Source organism: Bacillus sp. FAU20, assembly GCF_056033865.1.
Genome location: NZ_JBVYHY010000026.1, coordinates 297,559 through 314,890, shown reverse-complemented (window position 1 = coordinate 314,890; position 17,332 = coordinate 297,559). Strand labels below are relative to the sequence as shown.

9 protein-coding genes, 1 pseudogene and 3 other annotated features are annotated in these 17,332 nt (G+C 34.5%); of the genes and pseudogenes, 3 read left to right on the top strand and 7 right to left on the bottom strand.

The window, feature by feature from the left end; all coding sequences use genetic code 11:
- Positions 1-156: 156 nt before the first annotated feature.
- Positions 157-821 (bottom strand): annotated as a pseudogene (locus AC0OM3_RS23515) (HAD family hydrolase).
- 189 nt (positions 822-1,010) lie between these two features.
- On the opposite strand from AC0OM3_RS23515, the gene AC0OM3_RS23510 reads away from it, so the two are divergent.
- Together AC0OM3_RS23510 and AC0OM3_RS23505 are read left to right on the top strand one after the other, a co-directional pair.
- On the top strand, positions 1,011-1,808 hold the full coding sequence (locus AC0OM3_RS23510; protein ID WP_000028911.1) for a lipid II flippase Amj family protein: 798 nt from the start codon (positions 1,011-1,013) through the stop codon (positions 1,806-1,808).
- A gap of 34 nt (positions 1,809-1,842) precedes the next feature.
- Positions 1,843-2,418 carry a nucleotidyltransferase family protein gene (locus AC0OM3_RS23505; RefSeq protein ID WP_046946357.1) on the top strand — a complete coding sequence of 192 codons (576 nt, stop codon included), beginning with the start codon at positions 1,843-1,845 and terminating at the stop codon, positions 2,416-2,418.
- A gap of 36 nt (positions 2,419-2,454) precedes the next feature.
- Here AC0OM3_RS23505 and AC0OM3_RS23500 read toward each other — a convergent pair whose 3' ends face one another.
- The 3 genes from AC0OM3_RS23500 to aspS all read right to left on the bottom strand — a co-directional run bounded on the left by AC0OM3_RS23500 (position 2,455) and on the right by aspS (position 6,620).
- Positions 2,455-3,360: an alpha/beta fold hydrolase gene (locus tag AC0OM3_RS23500; RefSeq protein ID WP_074594794.1), complete on the bottom strand. Its 906-nt coding sequence runs from the start codon at positions 3,358-3,360 to the stop codon at positions 2,455-2,457.
- A 46-nt stretch (positions 3,361-3,406) separates the two neighbouring features.
- The gene (locus tag AC0OM3_RS23495; protein ID WP_000814540.1) at positions 3,407-4,747 is read right to left on the bottom strand and encodes a sodium-dependent transporter; all 1,341 of its coding nucleotides are present in this window, start codon (positions 4,745-4,747) and stop codon (positions 3,407-3,409) included.
- 116 nt (positions 4,748-4,863) lie between these two features.
- Positions 4,864-5,112, bottom strand: a binding site (T-box leader).
- 209 nt (positions 5,113-5,321) lie between these two features.
- Entirely contained in the window at positions 5,322-6,620 is a 1,299-nt protein-coding gene (gene aspS, locus AC0OM3_RS23490; RefSeq protein ID WP_474213122.1) for an aspartate--tRNA(Asn) ligase, read from the bottom strand.
- Positions 6,621-6,727: 107 nt separating this feature from the next.
- Positions 6,728-6,940, bottom strand: a binding site (T-box leader).
- Positions 6,941-7,162: 222 nt separating this feature from the next.
- Between aspS and AC0OM3_RS23485 the strand changes: the two genes are divergently transcribed.
- Positions 7,163-7,642 carry a hypothetical protein gene (locus AC0OM3_RS23485; RefSeq protein ID WP_001167917.1) on the top strand — a complete coding sequence of 160 codons (480 nt, stop codon included), beginning with the start codon at positions 7,163-7,165 and terminating at the stop codon, positions 7,640-7,642.
- A 107-nt stretch (positions 7,643-7,749) separates the two neighbouring features.
- Here the strand turns inward: AC0OM3_RS23485 and AC0OM3_RS23480 are convergent, their stop codons facing one another.
- From AC0OM3_RS23480 to AC0OM3_RS23470, 3 genes are all read right to left on the bottom strand, one after another.
- Positions 7,750-9,261, bottom strand: a complete 1,512-nt coding sequence (locus tag AC0OM3_RS23480; RefSeq protein ID WP_000482279.1) for a M36 family metallopeptidase — start codon at positions 9,259-9,261, stop codon at positions 7,750-7,752.
- Positions 9,262-9,582: 321 nt separating this feature from the next.
- A complete protein-coding gene (ileS, locus tag AC0OM3_RS23475; protein ID WP_061884115.1) occupies positions 9,583-12,684 on the bottom strand; it encodes an isoleucine--tRNA ligase in 3,102 nt (1,033 codons plus the stop codon).
- 53 nt (positions 12,685-12,737) lie between these two features.
- Positions 12,738-12,978, bottom strand: a binding site (T-box leader).
- A 92-nt stretch (positions 12,979-13,070) separates the two neighbouring features.
- Entirely contained in the window at positions 13,071-17,273 is a 4,203-nt protein-coding gene (locus tag AC0OM3_RS23470; protein ID WP_474213121.1) for a tetratricopeptide repeat protein, read from the bottom strand.
- Between the last annotated feature and the right edge of the window lie 59 nt (positions 17,274-17,332).

Here is a 17,332-nt window from a genome sequence, read left to right as displayed (position 1 = left end):
CTACTAACCTTTTAATTCTGACATCCCTCCTCTTATTCATACAAATTTTTATGCTAAAAATGTCTAATTATAATTATTCGATTACATATGAAAAATCCCTTTAAACAGAAACGAATTCATCGTCATACGTTATAAAGGGATTGCTAGAATCTATATTTACTGCTGTATTAAATTTTTCTCTACACAAAAATGATACAGTTCTTCAACATCTTTCACTATGTAGGTCGCACTAACTTCAGTCAGTTCTTTTTCACAGCCATAGCCATATAAAACACCAATTGAAGCAATTCCATTCTGATTTGCACCTATTATATCGTGCTTTCTATCACCAATCATTATCATTTCTTCTTTATTTAGTTCTTCATGTGTTTGTAAAATATGAGCAATTATTTCTTCTTTTTTTATTCTCGTACCATCTAAATTACTTCCAATGATGTCTTCGAAATAATTCGTTAATTGAAAATGCTCTATAACTTGTTTCGCAAATACAGTGGCTTTGAAGTTGCTACGGATATGCGATTCCCTGAACTTTTTAATTGTTGCAAGAGCTTCAGAATCCCCTCGTATACATTATTTTCAAACAATCCACGCTGCTTTAAATACTCACGGAAGTAAAAAACAGCACGCTCAACCTCTCCTTCACTCATATTATATCTCTCTATGAATGATTGCTGAATAGGAGGACCTATAAATGAATCTAGCTCACTTATATGTACTTCTTCAATTCCTACTTTTTTTAATGCATATAAAACCGAGTTTACAATCCCTTCTTTCGGATCCGTTAAAGTTCCATCTAAATCAAATAGAAATGTTTTATACATGCTTCATTCCTCCACTTAATTTACGGTATAAATAAGTGCTAACATCTCTTCCACTTCTCCCTATTATACTATCATTATCTATTTTTCGAAAAATCAATTTCCATATGTCACATACTTTCAGTTACAAAATACGATAGATATGATAAAGTAAAAAAGTTACAATTATTTTAATAGAAACTGGTGAAACAAATGTCAATTACGTTAATTTTTATAATGGCTTTCACAATTGTGATTCACGCAGTTGAAACAAGCTCTTATAGTATTCGATTAGCGGGGGTTCGTTTAAAGAAGATTGCTGTCGCATTATCCGTCGTAGGAATCGTATTACTCATTTCAAGAACGTCAAACTTACTACAAGCCTTTTTACTTGGCGGGATTGTGGACGAAGCAAAACTAGATCCTTCTATTGATTTAGAGCATATTATACGTCTTGTACTATTATCTGCTTCTATCGGTACATTGCTTGCGATTATACTGTATCCAACTTTGACAAAACTATTTGGATATGTCATTCAAAACTTTGAAACAGACGGTTCTTTCATTCGAATGATGAAAACGAATAACATTCAAAAATTAAAGTACACAAAAAAATATGTCCGCTTTCCAAAGTTAGAAATGATTCATAGACTGCGTATCGGTGGTATTCCAAAGCGTATTATGCTTATTAACATGTTTGCTACTGCTATTTATACAGCGGGAGTTCTTTCCGCACTATATGCTTCTTTTTTAATTCCAGCTTTCGCAACAAAAGCCACTACAGCTTCCGGTCTTATTAATGGTTTTGCTACTATTTTATTAACAGTGCTACTAGATCCACGTATTGCTCTTTTAACAGAGCGAGCTCTTCAATCAGAAGAAGGTGCTGAAGCAATGAGTAAAATGTATGCTTGGCTAATGATTTCTAGACTTTTTGGTACATTACTAGCTCAACTGTTATTCATACCAGGTGCTTACTGGATTACATGGATTATAAAGCTTATGAATTAAATTTACTCTCTAAAAAAAGCAGGTGAGATAACAAATGACTATACAAACAGAACAAGATATCATTCGCTTAATAGAAAACGACGAATGGATGATGAATGTATTACAAATGGCAAAATCACTAGAGCTACCTGATTGGTGGATTTGTGCCGGATTTGTTCGTTCTAAAATTTGGGATACTTTACATGACTATGAAGCGAAAACGGCTATGCCTGATGTTGATGTGATTTATTATGATAGTCTACATCAAGATGAGATATACGAACAATCATTAGAAACGAAATTAATGAATATTGATGCTACTATCCCTTGGTCTGTAAAAAATCAAGCTCGTATGCATGTAGTGAATAATATGCCACCATATTCTTCTTCTGTTAATGCTATTTCTAAATTCCCTGAAACAGCAACGGCTTTAGGAGTTACACTTGATGAACTAAACAACGTTATCTTAACAGCCCCATGTGGTATTGAAGATGTCCTTTCCTTACAAGTGAAACCAACAGCTCACTTTCTTGAATCGAAAGAACGATTACATATGTACAAAAACAGAGTTATAAAAAAGAATTGGCAAAGTAAGTGGCCTAACATCACAATCACATATTCAGAAATTTAGAAAGGGTGCCTCTCATTTATAGAAGCACCCTTTTCTTCATTTCAAAAAATGTATGACTGTTTCTGCAAATCTATCTGCTTCCTCATAATGAGGTGAATGGCCGCTCTCTTCAAATACGATATACTTGCCGTTTCGGGCATCTTTATTAAATGTTTTAATTTGTTCTTCACACGTTACTACATCATGTTTTCCTACAATTAATAACATTAGATTTTGTACATCTTTTATTTTTGATAATAATGATGTATGACATGCTCCCTCTAATTTTAATCTATCAAAGTGCATTTTGGAGCGATTTGAAAATATTTCCCACTCTTCATCACTGTATAAACTCTCATCTGTCCTATCTTCCTTATTATTGTAAATCTCCATTCTTTTTTCTTCTAATTCAGCGCTTAATCTTATATAAGCTTCTAACAACTCTTCTGAACTAGCATCGCTAGATGAATAAGCAAAGCACTCTTTTGCTACTTCTTCTTTTCCATACTTTTTTAATAAATGCCCTGTCTTTTGCAACAAAGCTCTACTTGTTAATGCAAAATCAAAAGTTGGTCCTTCAAATATTATTTTCTCTATTGAACTTGGATATATCGACGCATAAAGCAATGCTACATATCCACCGAAAGAATGTCCAATTATAGACCACTTCTCAATTTGTAATACTTTTTTTAATTCCTCACAGTCTTCAATCAAATCATTTAATCCAAAAGCTTCGTCTTCAGTAATTTCTTCTGAACGACCAACACCTCTTTGATCTATCATAATTACATATAGAGAATCTTTTAAACGTTCCGCTTGATGAAATGAAAAATCATAACAACTCTCTCCTGGTCCACCATGCAAGTATAAGACTGGCTTATTTTTAGGATTTCCATGTGTTTCAACGTATAGCTTTTTCCCTCTAATATTCATATACTCTCCTGTTTCTATCAAATTCGCCATAAACATCACCATCTTCTTTTTTTACTGAATATTATAACATTTATTGTTAAATAATCCCTATTACATTTAAAAAGACGATAATGATTGCGAGCGGTGCTACAAATCGAAGTAAAAATACCCAACAAGTAAATACTTTCTTTCCATAATTTCCACCTACAAAAAACTCTGCTTCTAGTACCTTCTTCTCCATTTTGAATGAAACGAAAATACTAATAAATAGTGCTCCAAGTGGCATTAATATATTACTAGATAAAAAGTCTACTGCATCAAAAATATTCTTTCCAAAAATCGTAATATCACTCCATACTCCAAATGATAACGCAGATGGTATACCTACTAAGAAAATGCAGAAGCCGATCATCCATGATAATTTCGTTCTTCTTTCTTGTTCACCATTTGCTAATGCTGAAACAACAGTTTCTAGTAGAGAAAATGCTGATGTTAATGTCGCAAATGTAAATAGTGCAAGAAATACTGTTAAGAAAAATCCACCGAATGGGATTTGACTAAATACAGATGGTAATACGATAAACAGTAATCCAGGTCCTTCTGTTGGCTCCATTCCTAATGAAAATACGGCTGGAAAAATAGCAAGACCTGCAAATAATGAAACAAATAAATTTAATCCAACAATTGTTATTGCTGATTTTGGTAAACTTTCTTTTTTATTTAAATAGGAACTATACGTAACCATAATTGAAATCCCGATACTAATTGCAAAGAATGATTGCCCCATTGCGAACAAAATACTTTCCGAAGTAATCTTTGAGAAATCTGGTTGTAAGAAAAACTTCACACCTTTCATTGCATCATCAAGTGTTAACGAACGAATAATAAGAGCGACAAATAAAACGAACAATGCTGGCAACATATATTTACTTGCTTTTTCAATTCCGTTTTGTACACCCTTTGATACAACCCATATCGTAATGAACATAAAAGCGAAATGTCCCATAATAGCCCAAGCAGGATTCCCAATTGTTTCAGTAAATAATGTACCGTAATTTTGTCCTGGAGTAATCAGTTGTCCAGTTATTCCTCTGAATAAATAAATTAATACCCATCCACCTACAACACTATAAAACGAAAGTAGTATAAAACAAGTTCCAACACCAAGGCGTCCAATCCAATGCCATCCTGTATTTGGTGCGATGCTTTTAAATGCTCCAACTGCTTGTTTCTGCGTACTGCGTCCAATCATAAATTCAGCTATAAGTAGCGGTAGTCCAATTAAAACAGTAAATAATATAAATATTAAAAAGAACGCTCCTCCCCCACTCTTCCCAGCGATATAAGGGAACTTCCATATCGCACCAAGTCCAATTGCTGATCCGGCTGCCGCCATTATAAAACCTAATTTCGAAGTCCATTGCTCCGTCTGTTTCATCTCATTTTCCTCCTAATTAAATCTTTTTATATAAATAAATAAATTTTATAAACCTATTCAAATAAACCCTCCATTTCTTCTTCCATATAATAAAAAAATGGCCTAGCATCTCTATATAAAGAGACGCTAAGCCATTTACTTAACGCGGTACCACCCTTATTGATTCCATTATGAATCCACCTTAGTAGTAATCGTTTGATTACAAACCTAATATCGAAGGTTAACCGTTAAGATTTACTAAGAATGTGATTCCGTTCCACCTTACTGCTCCTAGGCGAGTTCAGGATGTCATTTGACTATGTCGCACCAACCCATAGCTCTCTGTACAAATACATGACCTTACTACTCCTATTCAACACATTTTAATATTTAGAATATATTTTCTTTTGAAATTACTATGAAGTATATCTGTTATATTTGTAACTGTCAAGGGATATATTGATTTTTTTTGTCGAAATGGTTCATATTTCAACTGACTTTTACTAAGCTTATTAGCAAAAGAAATAGTCTATATTTTCACCTTTTCAAACGAACTATAAAAAAAGAATCTTCGCGAAAATCGCGAAGATTCTTTTTACGGTATAAGACGAGTACAATCTCTCGGAAAAGCACTAGCCTCTCGTACATTTGTTAATTCTAAAAGTTTATATACAACCCTTTCTAACCCAATTCCGAAACCTCCATGTGGTGGACAACCATATCGAAATGTATTTAAATAAGATTGAAATTTCTCTGGATGTAATCGTTTTTCTTTAAACGAAGCGAGTAACATTTCATGATTATGAATCCGCTGTGCCCCTGACGTTATTTCTAACCCTTTATATAATAAGTCAAACGAATCAGTAATAGATGGATTCTCTTTATTCGGCATCGTATACATCGGTCTCGCTTCTTTCGGATAATGTGTAATGAAAACAAATTCACTATTATATATTTCCTTCACATATTTCCCTAGTAACTTCTCACCCTCTGTATCTAAATCCTCTACAGGAGATTCTTTACGATACTTACTTTTCAAAATTTCTTGTGCTTCTAACAATGTGATTTTCGGTATTTCAGTAATAACAGGTACTTCTATTTGTAATAGTTGTAGTTCTTTTTCACATTTTTTTGCTACTTGTTGAAACATATATCGTAAAACATCCGTTTCTAGTTGCATCACTTCATAAAAATCATGAATAAATCCAAGCTCTACGTCTAACGATATATATTCATTCAAATGACGGGAAGAATTATGGTGTTCCGCTCTATATACAGGTGCAATTTCAAAAACTCGTTCTAGTCCCCCAGCCACCATCATTTGCTTATAGAACTGTGGTGATTGTGCTAAATAAGCTTCTCTTTGGAAGTATGGAAGCTTAAAAACATTCGCTCCTCCTTCTGCCCCTTGCGAAACAATTTTTGGAGTAAATATTCGTGTGAAATCGTTCTCTATTAGAACTTCACTAAAGCTCTGAACGAGTGTAGATTTTACTTTAAAAATCGCTGCAGTTCGCTCATGTCTTAATGAGAGTACCCGCTCATTCAATAATTGATCTAAGCCAACTTGTAACTTCTTTTTATTTATTTCAAATGGAAGTGGTTCTGCACCGTTTATTACTTTCACTTCATGAGCAAGTACTTCAACACCTAATTCTGTTTTCGACGTCTCGACTATTTCACCAATTACATGGACGATACTTTCTACATCAACTTTATATCCAGCCAATTCATTTTCTAATACACATTGAATTACTCCTGTTCTGTCCCGTAATAATAAAAAACTAACATTTCCAAGATGTCGAATCTTTTTTACCCATCCTTGAAGTAATACAACCTTTCCACTTTGCTTTGTACATTCTTTTGTGAGTGAACGCTTCATTATTGAATCCATTATTTTTCCCTCCAGTAATTTTATATTTATTTACGTTATTGTTGTCATCGTCATCATCCACGGTCACTCACCCCCTTTCAAAGAATACAAAAATCCGCCCCTATAAAAATAGGGACGGATTTTTTCCGCGGTACCACCCAAATTGTCATACTGACTATCTTAGCCCTGATAACGGTAGGTACCGTTTGCTTTTACTAATAATCACGTTCAAAGCAACACTCACAGGTGTCTTTCCATCATGCGGTATCGCAACCTTCCCAGCAACCGGCTGCTCTCTGTAGACCTTTGCACCATGTACTTTTCCTGATCATCACTTTTTATATTTACAGAGTATTCTAACTCCTTACCTTATAAAACGCAAGCTTTTTTTGAAACATTCTGGTTTTATAACTCCTAACTTCTTCTAAAGTGTGAAAAGTTAATTTTGTAATACATATTCTTATGTATTAAATCCAAAATTACACCTTTCATATTTTCCAATTTTTACATAAAAACTAATTCATTTACGCATATTAATAAAAATTTTAAAGCGAGGTGTGTATATGCAAAAAGCAATTAGTTTCTTTCTCCTTTTGTTTTGCTTAATTGTAGTAAACGAAACGTATGCCTATTCACCAAAATCTTTACCAATCTCTCAAAACTCTGATCAATGGCAAGTGAATATTGATAAACCGAAAAAAACAAACAAGAATATGCTTCAAGCTAAAAAAGAGGAATTTCAAACATATCATTTTTCAGTAAAGAATGTCGGGAATAGTGAAGTATATAATGTAAATGTCGAAGTATTCCGCAACGAACCAAATAAGAAAACGAAATATGAACTCTTTTCCCTAAAGGAAAGTCGTTTGGCAAGTGGAAAAACTGGATTTGAACACGCTAATTTACCCGTTGCTACAAAAGCAGATGAAGTTGATGTTATTATTACATGGCAAGAACACCCATTCCGATCGATGCGAAATGGTCAAAAAGTTGAATCTAGAAAATTTAAAGAGCATTTTGTTTTTAAAGAAGCTAAAAAGTAAATGGGATACGGATATATTCACACTATCATTGATATAGCTTTACTTACTAGTACCAGCTCTTAAGCAAATTAAAAAGTCGTGGCTTATAAATGCCACGACTTTTTATATTAATTCGTACTAATGCCTCTCGCTGCCCAAATGCGATCGATATCAGCAGCATGTTGTCCGCCATATAAAAGAGCATCCGCTTGCTTAATCGCTTTCGCTCCATCACTGAATTTAGAGTTTGGTGTTAATGACCAGTGTGATTGTAAAATGATTTTTGTTGCTACATCACGGCCAAAAGCTTGTGCCATTTCGTATTGACCTTGTGACCAAATTTCACCGTCAGCATGTACTTGATTTTTTATATCTTTCGGATACACTTTATTCGTATCTAATCGGCGTAAGCACGTTGGATCTGAACTAGAGTAAGCTGCCGCATCCCACTCTCCAACACATGCTTTTCCATATCCTGTTGTCGATACAGCATCTTCATACGTAGCACCTAAGAAGTCACCAAATCCTTCTCCCATCGCTCCGCCTTCTGTTGAACTACCAAAGCCAGGAACTTGGTTATCTTGGATCGAATGTCCGTATTCATGTGCGATAATTCCAGCATCTTCTGCATCATCAACACCGCCAGTACCAAATGTTAAAGCTTTCGTTGTCGGTGAATAGAATGAGTTATCAGCTGTTGTTCCATTCACATTCACTTTAATCGAACGATTATTAATATTTTTAAACCCTAGACTTTGAATATAACGTTGCAATGTATCAATATGATAATATGACATTACATCTTCAAAGCTATCATTTGCACGTGTATAGTTGAATTGTAAGTTTGTAGATTTTGTTCTCGCTTTTGAAGAAATCGTTACATACTCTCCAATTAAAAAACCTGTCCCATCTAAGCCTTTTAAAGTAACAGTTTTTAATTGATTCGTTAGCGCTGTAGAATCTGCATCATTATTATCTTTTAATCCCACTAAACTCCCGCTTGATACGACAGGGTTAGGTAAAAATACTTTTCCTGTTCCTTCTACTTTTCGGTTTATATCAACTTTTTTAATTAACTTTCCATTTTCTGCATCAATAAATGTTTCCCACGCACCAAATGGATTATTAGAATGGACTACAACTTTATATACTGGACGAGCAATTCCTTCTTCAACAATATATCCGAACTCTTTATCTGTAGGAGCCCATAAATTTTGCTCACTTGCTTCTCCAACATACGCCATTGATTTTTGTATTGCATCTTTTTCACTAATTTTTGTCGTTACTTCCTTCACACCTGTAACAGGCTGATAATCAGAAACAGCGAGTACTCCCTTTCCCTCTCCGTTAAGCGTAACTGTTATTTGTTTTGAAAATACAGGTGCACCATTAACAACTTGTTGGAACCTAACATATGAAGCTACTGATGTTTCTGTTGTAGAAATATATTGCAAGTCTGAAAGATCTGTTTTCAATCCATACTGCGCAGCATTTTCTTTTAAATATTCAGTTGCTTTTTTCTGCGGTGAATAAGCTTCTAACTTTACTTGCTGTTGTTTTTCCAATGCCGAAACCGTAGAAATTGTCCCCATTACTAACGGCACAGTCATTGCCATTGCCACCATTTTTTTATTAAACATAGAACCACTCCCCCTAATAAAGTAGCTCAACCTTATCCCATTACCACTAGGCAATCATTCCCCGCAAAACGGATGGATAAAAATTGAATCTACGAGTAATTCTCTATGAACACTTCTATTACCTTTCCATTTAGAGTAAGTGAAATTTTCTCAATATTTATGTATGAATTGAACACAATACTGTAGAAATATATTCCTACGGTATTGTGTTCGGTACGCTATGAAAAAAGACAATTGCTAGTGGTCCTATCGAATGTATAGTCAAATAAATTCTAATCATACAAAAAAGGAAGTTGGAATCATTCCAACTTCCTTTTTTCTTTAATTAGCTGCACTTAATTTAATTCTAAGTTTTGTTTCACCTAAAGAAAGTTCATCGTCTTCGTTCGTTAAGTTACCAAATGTAAATTGTTTAACGAGTAAGTTTTCTTCCAATAAATCTTTATGGTTCGTTAACGTTCGCTGTAGTTCTTCTTCTGTATCAAGAATAATATCGACTCGTAAATTAACTGGTAAATTCAACTGTTTACGATATTCTTGAACCGCACGAATGAATTCACGCGCTACTCCTTCTTGTAACAATTCTTCCGTTACATTCGTATCTAACATAACTGTATATTGTCCGTTAGTCGTATTAGAGAATCCTGATTTTGCAACTTTCTCAACTAACACATCGTCAGCAGTTACAACTACTTCTTCTCCTAGTGTTGCTTCGTAAACTGCTCTTCCTGTTGATACAAAGTTTTGTACTTCTTCTTGTGATAATTGTTTTAGCCAACCATTCACTGCATTCACATTTTTACCGAATTTTGGCCCCGCTGTTTTAAAATTAAGCTTCAATTGATATGATGTGTATTTTGTTTCATCGAGTTCAACATGGAACGCTTTTACATTTAACTCATCCATAACGATATCACGATAAGATTCCCAATCCATATCATTCTCGTTATGCTCAAGTAATACAAGTTCTGCTAGCGGCTGTTTTACTTTTAAAGAATGCTGATTACGGTTACTTCTTCCAAGTTCAACAACTTGTAAAACAGCATCCATTTCCGCTTCTAATTTCGGTTGAAGTAGTGATTCATTTACAACTGGATAATCGGCTAAATGAACGCTTCTTCCTTCTAAATTCAGATGAATGTCTTCCGCAACAAACGGTGTAAATGGTGCAATTAATTTACTAATTGTTACAAGCACTTCATGAAGTGTCTCATACGCAGCTGCTTTCTCAGCGTTCATACCAGATTCCCAGAAACGATTACGTGAGCGTCTTACATACCAGTTACTCACTTCATCTACAAGTGCTGCAATTTCACGAGCTGCATTCGTAAATTGATAATCATCAAGTGCAGTTCTCACTTTTTTCGTTGTACTATGCAATCTTGATAATACCCATTCGTCTAATTTCGTAAGCTTTACATCATACGTTTCTTTCGGATTATACTCATCTAAATTTGCATATAAAACGTAGAAGCTATACACATTCACTAATGTATCTACAAATTTAGATTTCGCTTCCAGTACTGTTCTTTCAGAAAAACGCTTCGCATTCCACGGGGCACTATCAACAAGTAAAGCCCATCTTAGCGCATCTGCACCAAATTTATCTACTAAATCAACTGGATCTAGTGCATTTCCTTTGCTTTTAGACATTTTCTGCCCTTCTTCATCTAAAACATGCCCTAGTGATAACACTCGTTTATACGGTACTTTTCCTGTATATAGTGCTGATACTGCTAATAAACTATAAAACCAGCCGCGTGTTTGATCAATTCCTTCTGCAATAACATCCGCTGGAAACTGCTCTTCAAATAACTCTTTATTTTCAAATGGGTAATGATATTGTGCAAATGGCATAGAACCACTATCAAACCAAACATCAATCACTTCTGGTGTACGATTCATTGTGCCTCCGCATTTCCCGCAGCAGACTTGCACTTCATCTACATAAGGCTTATGCAATTCCAAATCTTCTGGTGTTTCTTTCGTACTATGCTTTCTTAATTCGGCAATGCTTTTCGGTGCGAACTGATGATCACAACTTTCACATTCCCATACATTCAATGGCGTTCCCCAATATCTATTTCGGCTAATATTCCAATCTACCATATTTTCTAAAAACTTACCAAAACGTCCATGTTTCATATGATCCGGATACCAAGTAACAGAATCATTATTTTGTAAAAATGTATCTTTAATTGCAGTTGTTCGGATTAACCAACTTTCTCCTGCATAATAAAGTAGTGGTGAATCACAACGCCAGCAATGCGGATAGCTATGTTCATATTTTTCTTTATGATACAGTAAACCTTCCTTCGCTAAATAACGAACGATATCCACGTCACAATCTTTTACAAATTTCCCTTTCAAAAATGGTACTGCCTCTGTATACTCACCTTTTTCATCTACAACGTGCAAGAATGACAATCCTTCACTTTGGACAACTCTATAATCGTCCTCTCCATATGCTGGAGCAATATGAACAAGTCCTGTACCACTATCTCCCGTTACAAAATCTGCTGCAATAACGCGGTAACCATTTGTAACTTCTTTCATCGGAAATGGCGCTGTATAAGATGTGTTTAATAATTCTTCGCCTTTATGAACAGATAATACTTCATAGTTCTCTTTTAATACTTCTTGTACACGTTCTTTCGCAACAATGTATACATGACTTTCTTGTTTTGCTTTAACGTATTCTATATTTGGATGGACAGCAAGCGCAACGTTTGCTGGAAGTGTCCAAGGTGTCGTTGTCCAACCTAAGAAATACTCATTTTTACTATCTTTCACTTTAAACTTCACAGTTGCACTTAAATCTTTTACTGTTTTATACCCTTGTGCAACCTCATGTGAGCTCAATGAGGTTTGGCAGCTTGGGCAGTATGGTGAAACTCTATGTCCTTTATATAACAATCCTTTTTCATGGATTGTCCCCAAAATATGCCATACACTTTCGATATATGGATTCTTTAAAGTTACATATGGATCATCCATATCTACCCAATAACCAATACTTTCAGTGAATTCGCGCCACTGCTTCTCATATGTGAAAACACTCTCTTTACACTTTTGAATAAATGGTTCAATGCCATATTCTTCGATCTCATGTTTACCAGAAATACCAAGTTGCTTCTCAACGCCTAATTCTACAGGTAAACCATGTGTATCCCATCCTGCTTTTCTTAACACTTTATAACCAGCCATCGTTTTATATCTTGCTACTAAGTCTTTAATTGTTCGTCCAAGTGCATGACCTACATGCGGTAGTCCGTTCGCCGTTGGTGGTCCTTCATAAAATACGAAAGACTGTGCGCCTTCTCGATTCTGAATTGATTGTTCGAAAATATTTTGTTCGTTCCACTGTTTGCGAATTCGCATTTCTCTTCCTACAGCTGATTCTTTTACATCTACTTTTTCCATATACAATCACTCCTTTGAATATTTTAAAGCACATAAAAAACCCGTCCCTATAAAGTAGGGACGGGTTTACCCGCGATACCACCCTAATTCTATTAGCTTTTTCACTAATAGCACTTAGCAACGTACTATCATACGTGTTCTTTGTAACGGTAGACATCCGTCCGGGCTTACTTACTTTCAGCCTCGGCTCCTCGGAGATGATTTTCAAATAACGTCTGCACACCGGCTTTCAGCAATATACCGGCTCTCTGGAGAACAGCTCACTATTTTACTCTTTCTCGTCTTCAGATTTGTATACTTTGTTAAAAGTTATTTTATGCCATTTAGCAACTAATTGTCAACTAATTCAAAATATATCCTTATCTTTTTTCCCTATTCTTATACAATTACTTTTCAAATTCTCGCAATGCTGCTAAATTTTCATCATCCTCAATAAGTTCAGCAAAGAATCCCGATTCATCCTCACGAAGGACAAATTCAAGCTCTTCCTTCGCCTCTTCATTTCTATTTAACTGTGCTAAATAACAAGCTCGATCATATCTTGCTAACAAATCACTCGCGTCAATTATTAATACTTCATTTGTTATTTTTTCTGCCTTTATCGTTTGGCCGGCACCATGATATGAAGATGCTAAAGAAAGAAGAATTGCTGTTTCATTTGGATGATGTATAGAAGCATTTTCTAATACATGAATTGCCTCTTCAAACCTTTCTTGACTTTGATATATTTCTCCTAAAGCAAGAAATGCTCTACTTACAAACGGTGTTTGCTCTGTTAATTGTAAGATAATCTTTTCTGCTTTTCTTTCTTCCCCTGCTTTAAAGAATACTTGTGCTTGCAAAAGAAGAGTATCATAATCATCTGGTAGTTCTCGAACCATTTGTTTCGTTAATTCCAAAGCATCTCTTAACATATCTTCTTCCTCGCACTCAACGAAAAGATTTGCAAGTTGCTTCGCTACGTCATAATCCCATTTATTTTCTAGTGACGTGTGTAGAATCTCTATTGCTTCTTTATTCATCTCTACATTCTCATAAAATAGCGCAAATCGCTGTGCTGCCATACTATTTTTCGGATTTAACTTTAAAGAGATTTCATATAAATCAATTATCATAGTAACCATTGAAATTTCTTTCGCACGATTTTTCATACGATAAAAAGCTCTCGTAATGATAGATCGTTTCGGCTGTTCATGCAGCTGGCGTTCAATCCATATTTCCGTAACCGCAGCTGCAGCATACATGAATGCTGTACTTCTTTCTGCTTTTTTCACCTTTAATGTATGAAGAAAATCTCGTATGTTAGACAATTTTTTATGTTGCTCTACTGCTTTTACATAAACATCAAATATACGTTCATTATCAAAATCTTTTTGTATTACTTTCATTGCAACTTCAATTGCTTTTACATTTCTTTTTTTCACTAATACTTTTGCATAATGATATAGTACTTCTATATGCTCACCATCTAATTGTAGCGCGTATTCAATCTGTGCTTGTTCTTTATCTGTTTCATTCATCGCTCCGTACACATATGCAATCGCATCTAAACGCCATATTTCAGGTACTTCGTCCGCTAATTGTTCTAGTTCAGTCAGCAATTCTTCCTGAAGATTCATATCTACTGAAAGCTGTGCCAAATATTCCATATTAATATGCAACGGCTCTTCTTTCATCGCCTGAACCATATGACTTTGTTCTTTAGAACGGTTTTCTTCTTTTTCGTATATTTCCGCAAGCTGTAAATGTACACCTACGAAATTCCCATCAAGCTCTAAACATGTTTCATACGCCTGCTTTGCTTCCGTCAATTGCCCTAATGCCATAAGTGTTTCGCCAATTCGGTAATACGGTAATGCCGTTTCCATTTGTTCTATCGCCTTATTATATCTTTTCATCGCTTGGCCGTACTGTCCAATAGATTCATATAAAATACCTGCATAACAACCGTACTCACTTACTTCATTTCTTTCTTTGTGTAACGTTCTTAAAAATGCTATACCTCGTTGTACAAATTCCGTTCCTTTAATTCGATTCACATATTCATCTAACGCACTTGCTACATTATAATCACTTTTCTTTATACCATTTTCTAACTTAGATAGCGCTACTTTAAACCCTTCTTCATTTCCACCAAGTTCAATTTCAGCATCCCATAAAACCATTCCTGCATTCATGAGGAAATCTTGGCTCTTTTCAATTTGCTTCTCAAGACCAAGAATATATTCTTTTGCTTCCTTATATTGTTCTCTTGCCATATACACTTGTGTAAGTCCGAAGTGAGAATAAACATCCTCATCATTTTCTTCTAAAGCACGCTTATACAATACTTCTGCTTCTTCCAAGCTATCATTTTGAAAATGATAGTCACCTAATTTTACGTAAAGAGGTGCTTTATCATCACAATTCTCAATACCGTTTAATAAAATTTCTTTCGCACTTTCCTCATCCTTCAAATCAGATTCGTATATTTCCGAAAGTTTCGTATAAATGTAAGGTGCATTACTATCCAAATGAATCGCTACTTTAAGCCCTTTTATTGCTAAATATAATTTTCCTAGTTGATGTGCACATCTCGCTCGTTCATACCATACATGTGCTTCATATTTATACTCTTTTAACAAGTCATTAAAGATCTCATATGCTTCTTCATATTTTTCTAAATCTATTAATATTAAACCGTGATTTGTTAAAGTGAACCTTTCAGGACTACGCTCTAACGCAACTTGAGAGTATTGCAATGCTTTTTCAGATTGATCAATATACATATAGGATAAAGCGAGAAAACTCCAAGCAATAGGCTGATCTGCGTCTAATTGTAACGATGAACGAAAGCTTGAAATCGCTTCTAGATAACTTTCCTGTTCAAAAGCATATCTTCCGTTTATTAAATGATATAAAGCACGATTATTTTTCGTCTCAACGCTTGTCAGCATTTGCTCCGCTTTCTCTACTTCCTGAAGACGAATAAAACACTGTGCACCATGCAATTTAACAAAGTCCGAGTTCGGAAACTTTTCCATTAACTTATCGATACAATATAAAATAAATTCTTTATCTACTTCAACATCTAAGTGCTTTATCGTATATAACCACGTATTTGGATTATCACTCGTTTCTTTTAAAAATTGTACTAAGTTACTAATCCCCTCTTTGTCATGTTCATCTAAATGATCCGTAAGAGAAAAAATAGATTTAAAATAACGATTTTCTTCCTCACTTAGAAACGCTAGTTGCTCCTTCTTTTCTTTCGGAACAAACGTGATTGCTAAACAGCCTGTATAACGATATTTTTCTTGTAATTTACTATATTCCACAAGAACTGGTTCTATAAAGTTTGGATCTTGAACATAGAAAGCTTGCAATGTATCATCATATCCAGATAGAACTTGTACGTGTGAAGCATGCTCAATATCTATACTTAATAAAACAGGAATTCCTTCGTCAATCAGTCTCTTATAATTCTCTTCATTCCCTTTAAAATAACGATATTCATAACCTAATTCTTCTAAATAAGAAACAGTATCTGAAAACTTCGAACCTGTCATATCAAAAATAAACTCTGCTATTTCATCTTGTGTACGTTTCTCTCCCCATATACGCAACATCATCTCTAAACTTGTCGGAACACAATAATTATCCTTTTGTACAATAGGAACTATCGGCAAGTGAACCTTTTTTCCATCCGGATTTTTTTCTAAATTATGATATAAAGATTCTTTTAAACTCTTTTCTTCTTTTAATAGTTTTTGTAAATCTGCAAATTTATTCATTTTGTACAGTGCTTCTGCACGTAAATGTATAAAGTAAGTATTATAGGCATGATACGGCAGCTGAGTATTTATGTTATCTATTACCGCTAACATCTCTTCATATTGCTCTAAATCTAATAAATACTTTATCTTCTCAAAATGAAAATATGGTACTTGTGGGAATTTTACAATTGCATCATCGATTAACTGTATCGCGCGTTTTTGTTCTCCTTTATTCGCATACAATTGTGATAATAAATAGGTAGATAACTCTTCACAATCTTCATGCTGCAAGCCAGCAATAAATTGTTCTTCCGCTTTCTCCCATTCACCTGTATGCATATAAACGTAGCCCCATTTATCAAACACTGCGCGTATACTGTACTCCTCTGCTTTTTGCATATACACTAACGCTTCTTCGTTTCGTTTCATTTCTAAAAGACATCGTACTAACGTAAAGTATGTTTTCGCTAAGAAATCTGCATCTATTTCTTCTTTACTTAACTCTTCTAAAGAAGATTTTAACAACTGCTCTGCTTCAAGAATTTTCCGCTCATCAATTAACTCATCACAATATAAAGAGAGCGTTCTCATATTTGGGAATTTTTTATAAGCGTAACGAATGAGGAATGAACTGTATTGGTGCATAAGCCCTTCATCAGTAAGGCGAATTAATATATCGAGCTCCTTATGCGAAGGAATATTGGCCAGCCAATTCTTCACATAGGATAAAGTATTCTTTTCTTTTATATATGAAATTTCATTATTTATTTCCTGTAATCCATCTACAAATCTCTTGTCTTTTAAACAAGTTTCTAACTGCTTAAAATCTAGCATGCATTCACCTCGAATTTATATTTAAACTGCTACTTGCTTAGATTTTACACACCATATAG

Coding starts and splice junctions, on each gene's coding strand:
- AC0OM3_RS23495 (WP_000814540.1), bottom strand. CDS start 4,747: ATGAAACAGACGGAGCAATGGACTTCGAAATTAGGTTTTATAATGGCG.
- AC0OM3_RS23485 (WP_001167917.1), top strand. CDS start 7,163: ATGCAAAAAGCAATTAGTTTCTTTCTCCTTTTGTTTTGCTTAATTGTA.
- AC0OM3_RS23470 (WP_474213121.1), bottom strand. CDS start 17,273: ATGCTAGATTTTAAGCAGTTAGAAACTTGTTTAAAAGACAAGAGATTT.
- aspS (WP_474213122.1), bottom strand. CDS start 6,620: ATGGATTCAATAATGAAGCGTTCACTCACAAAAGAATGTACAAAGCAA.
- AC0OM3_RS23505 (WP_046946357.1), top strand. CDS start 1,843: ATGACTATACAAACAGAACAAGATATCATTCGCTTAATAGAAAACGAC.
- AC0OM3_RS23480 (WP_000482279.1), bottom strand. CDS start 9,261: ATGTTTAATAAAAAAATGGTGGCAATGGCAATGACTGTGCCGTTAGTA.
- AC0OM3_RS23510 (WP_000028911.1), top strand. CDS start 1,011: ATGTCAATTACGTTAATTTTTATAATGGCTTTCACAATTGTGATTCAC.
- AC0OM3_RS23500 (WP_074594794.1), bottom strand. CDS start 3,360: ATGGCGAATTTGATAGAAACAGGAGAGTATATGAATATTAGAGGGAAA.
- ileS (WP_061884115.1), bottom strand. CDS start 12,684: ATGGAAAAAGTAGATGTAAAAGAATCAGCTGTAGGAAGAGAAATGCGA.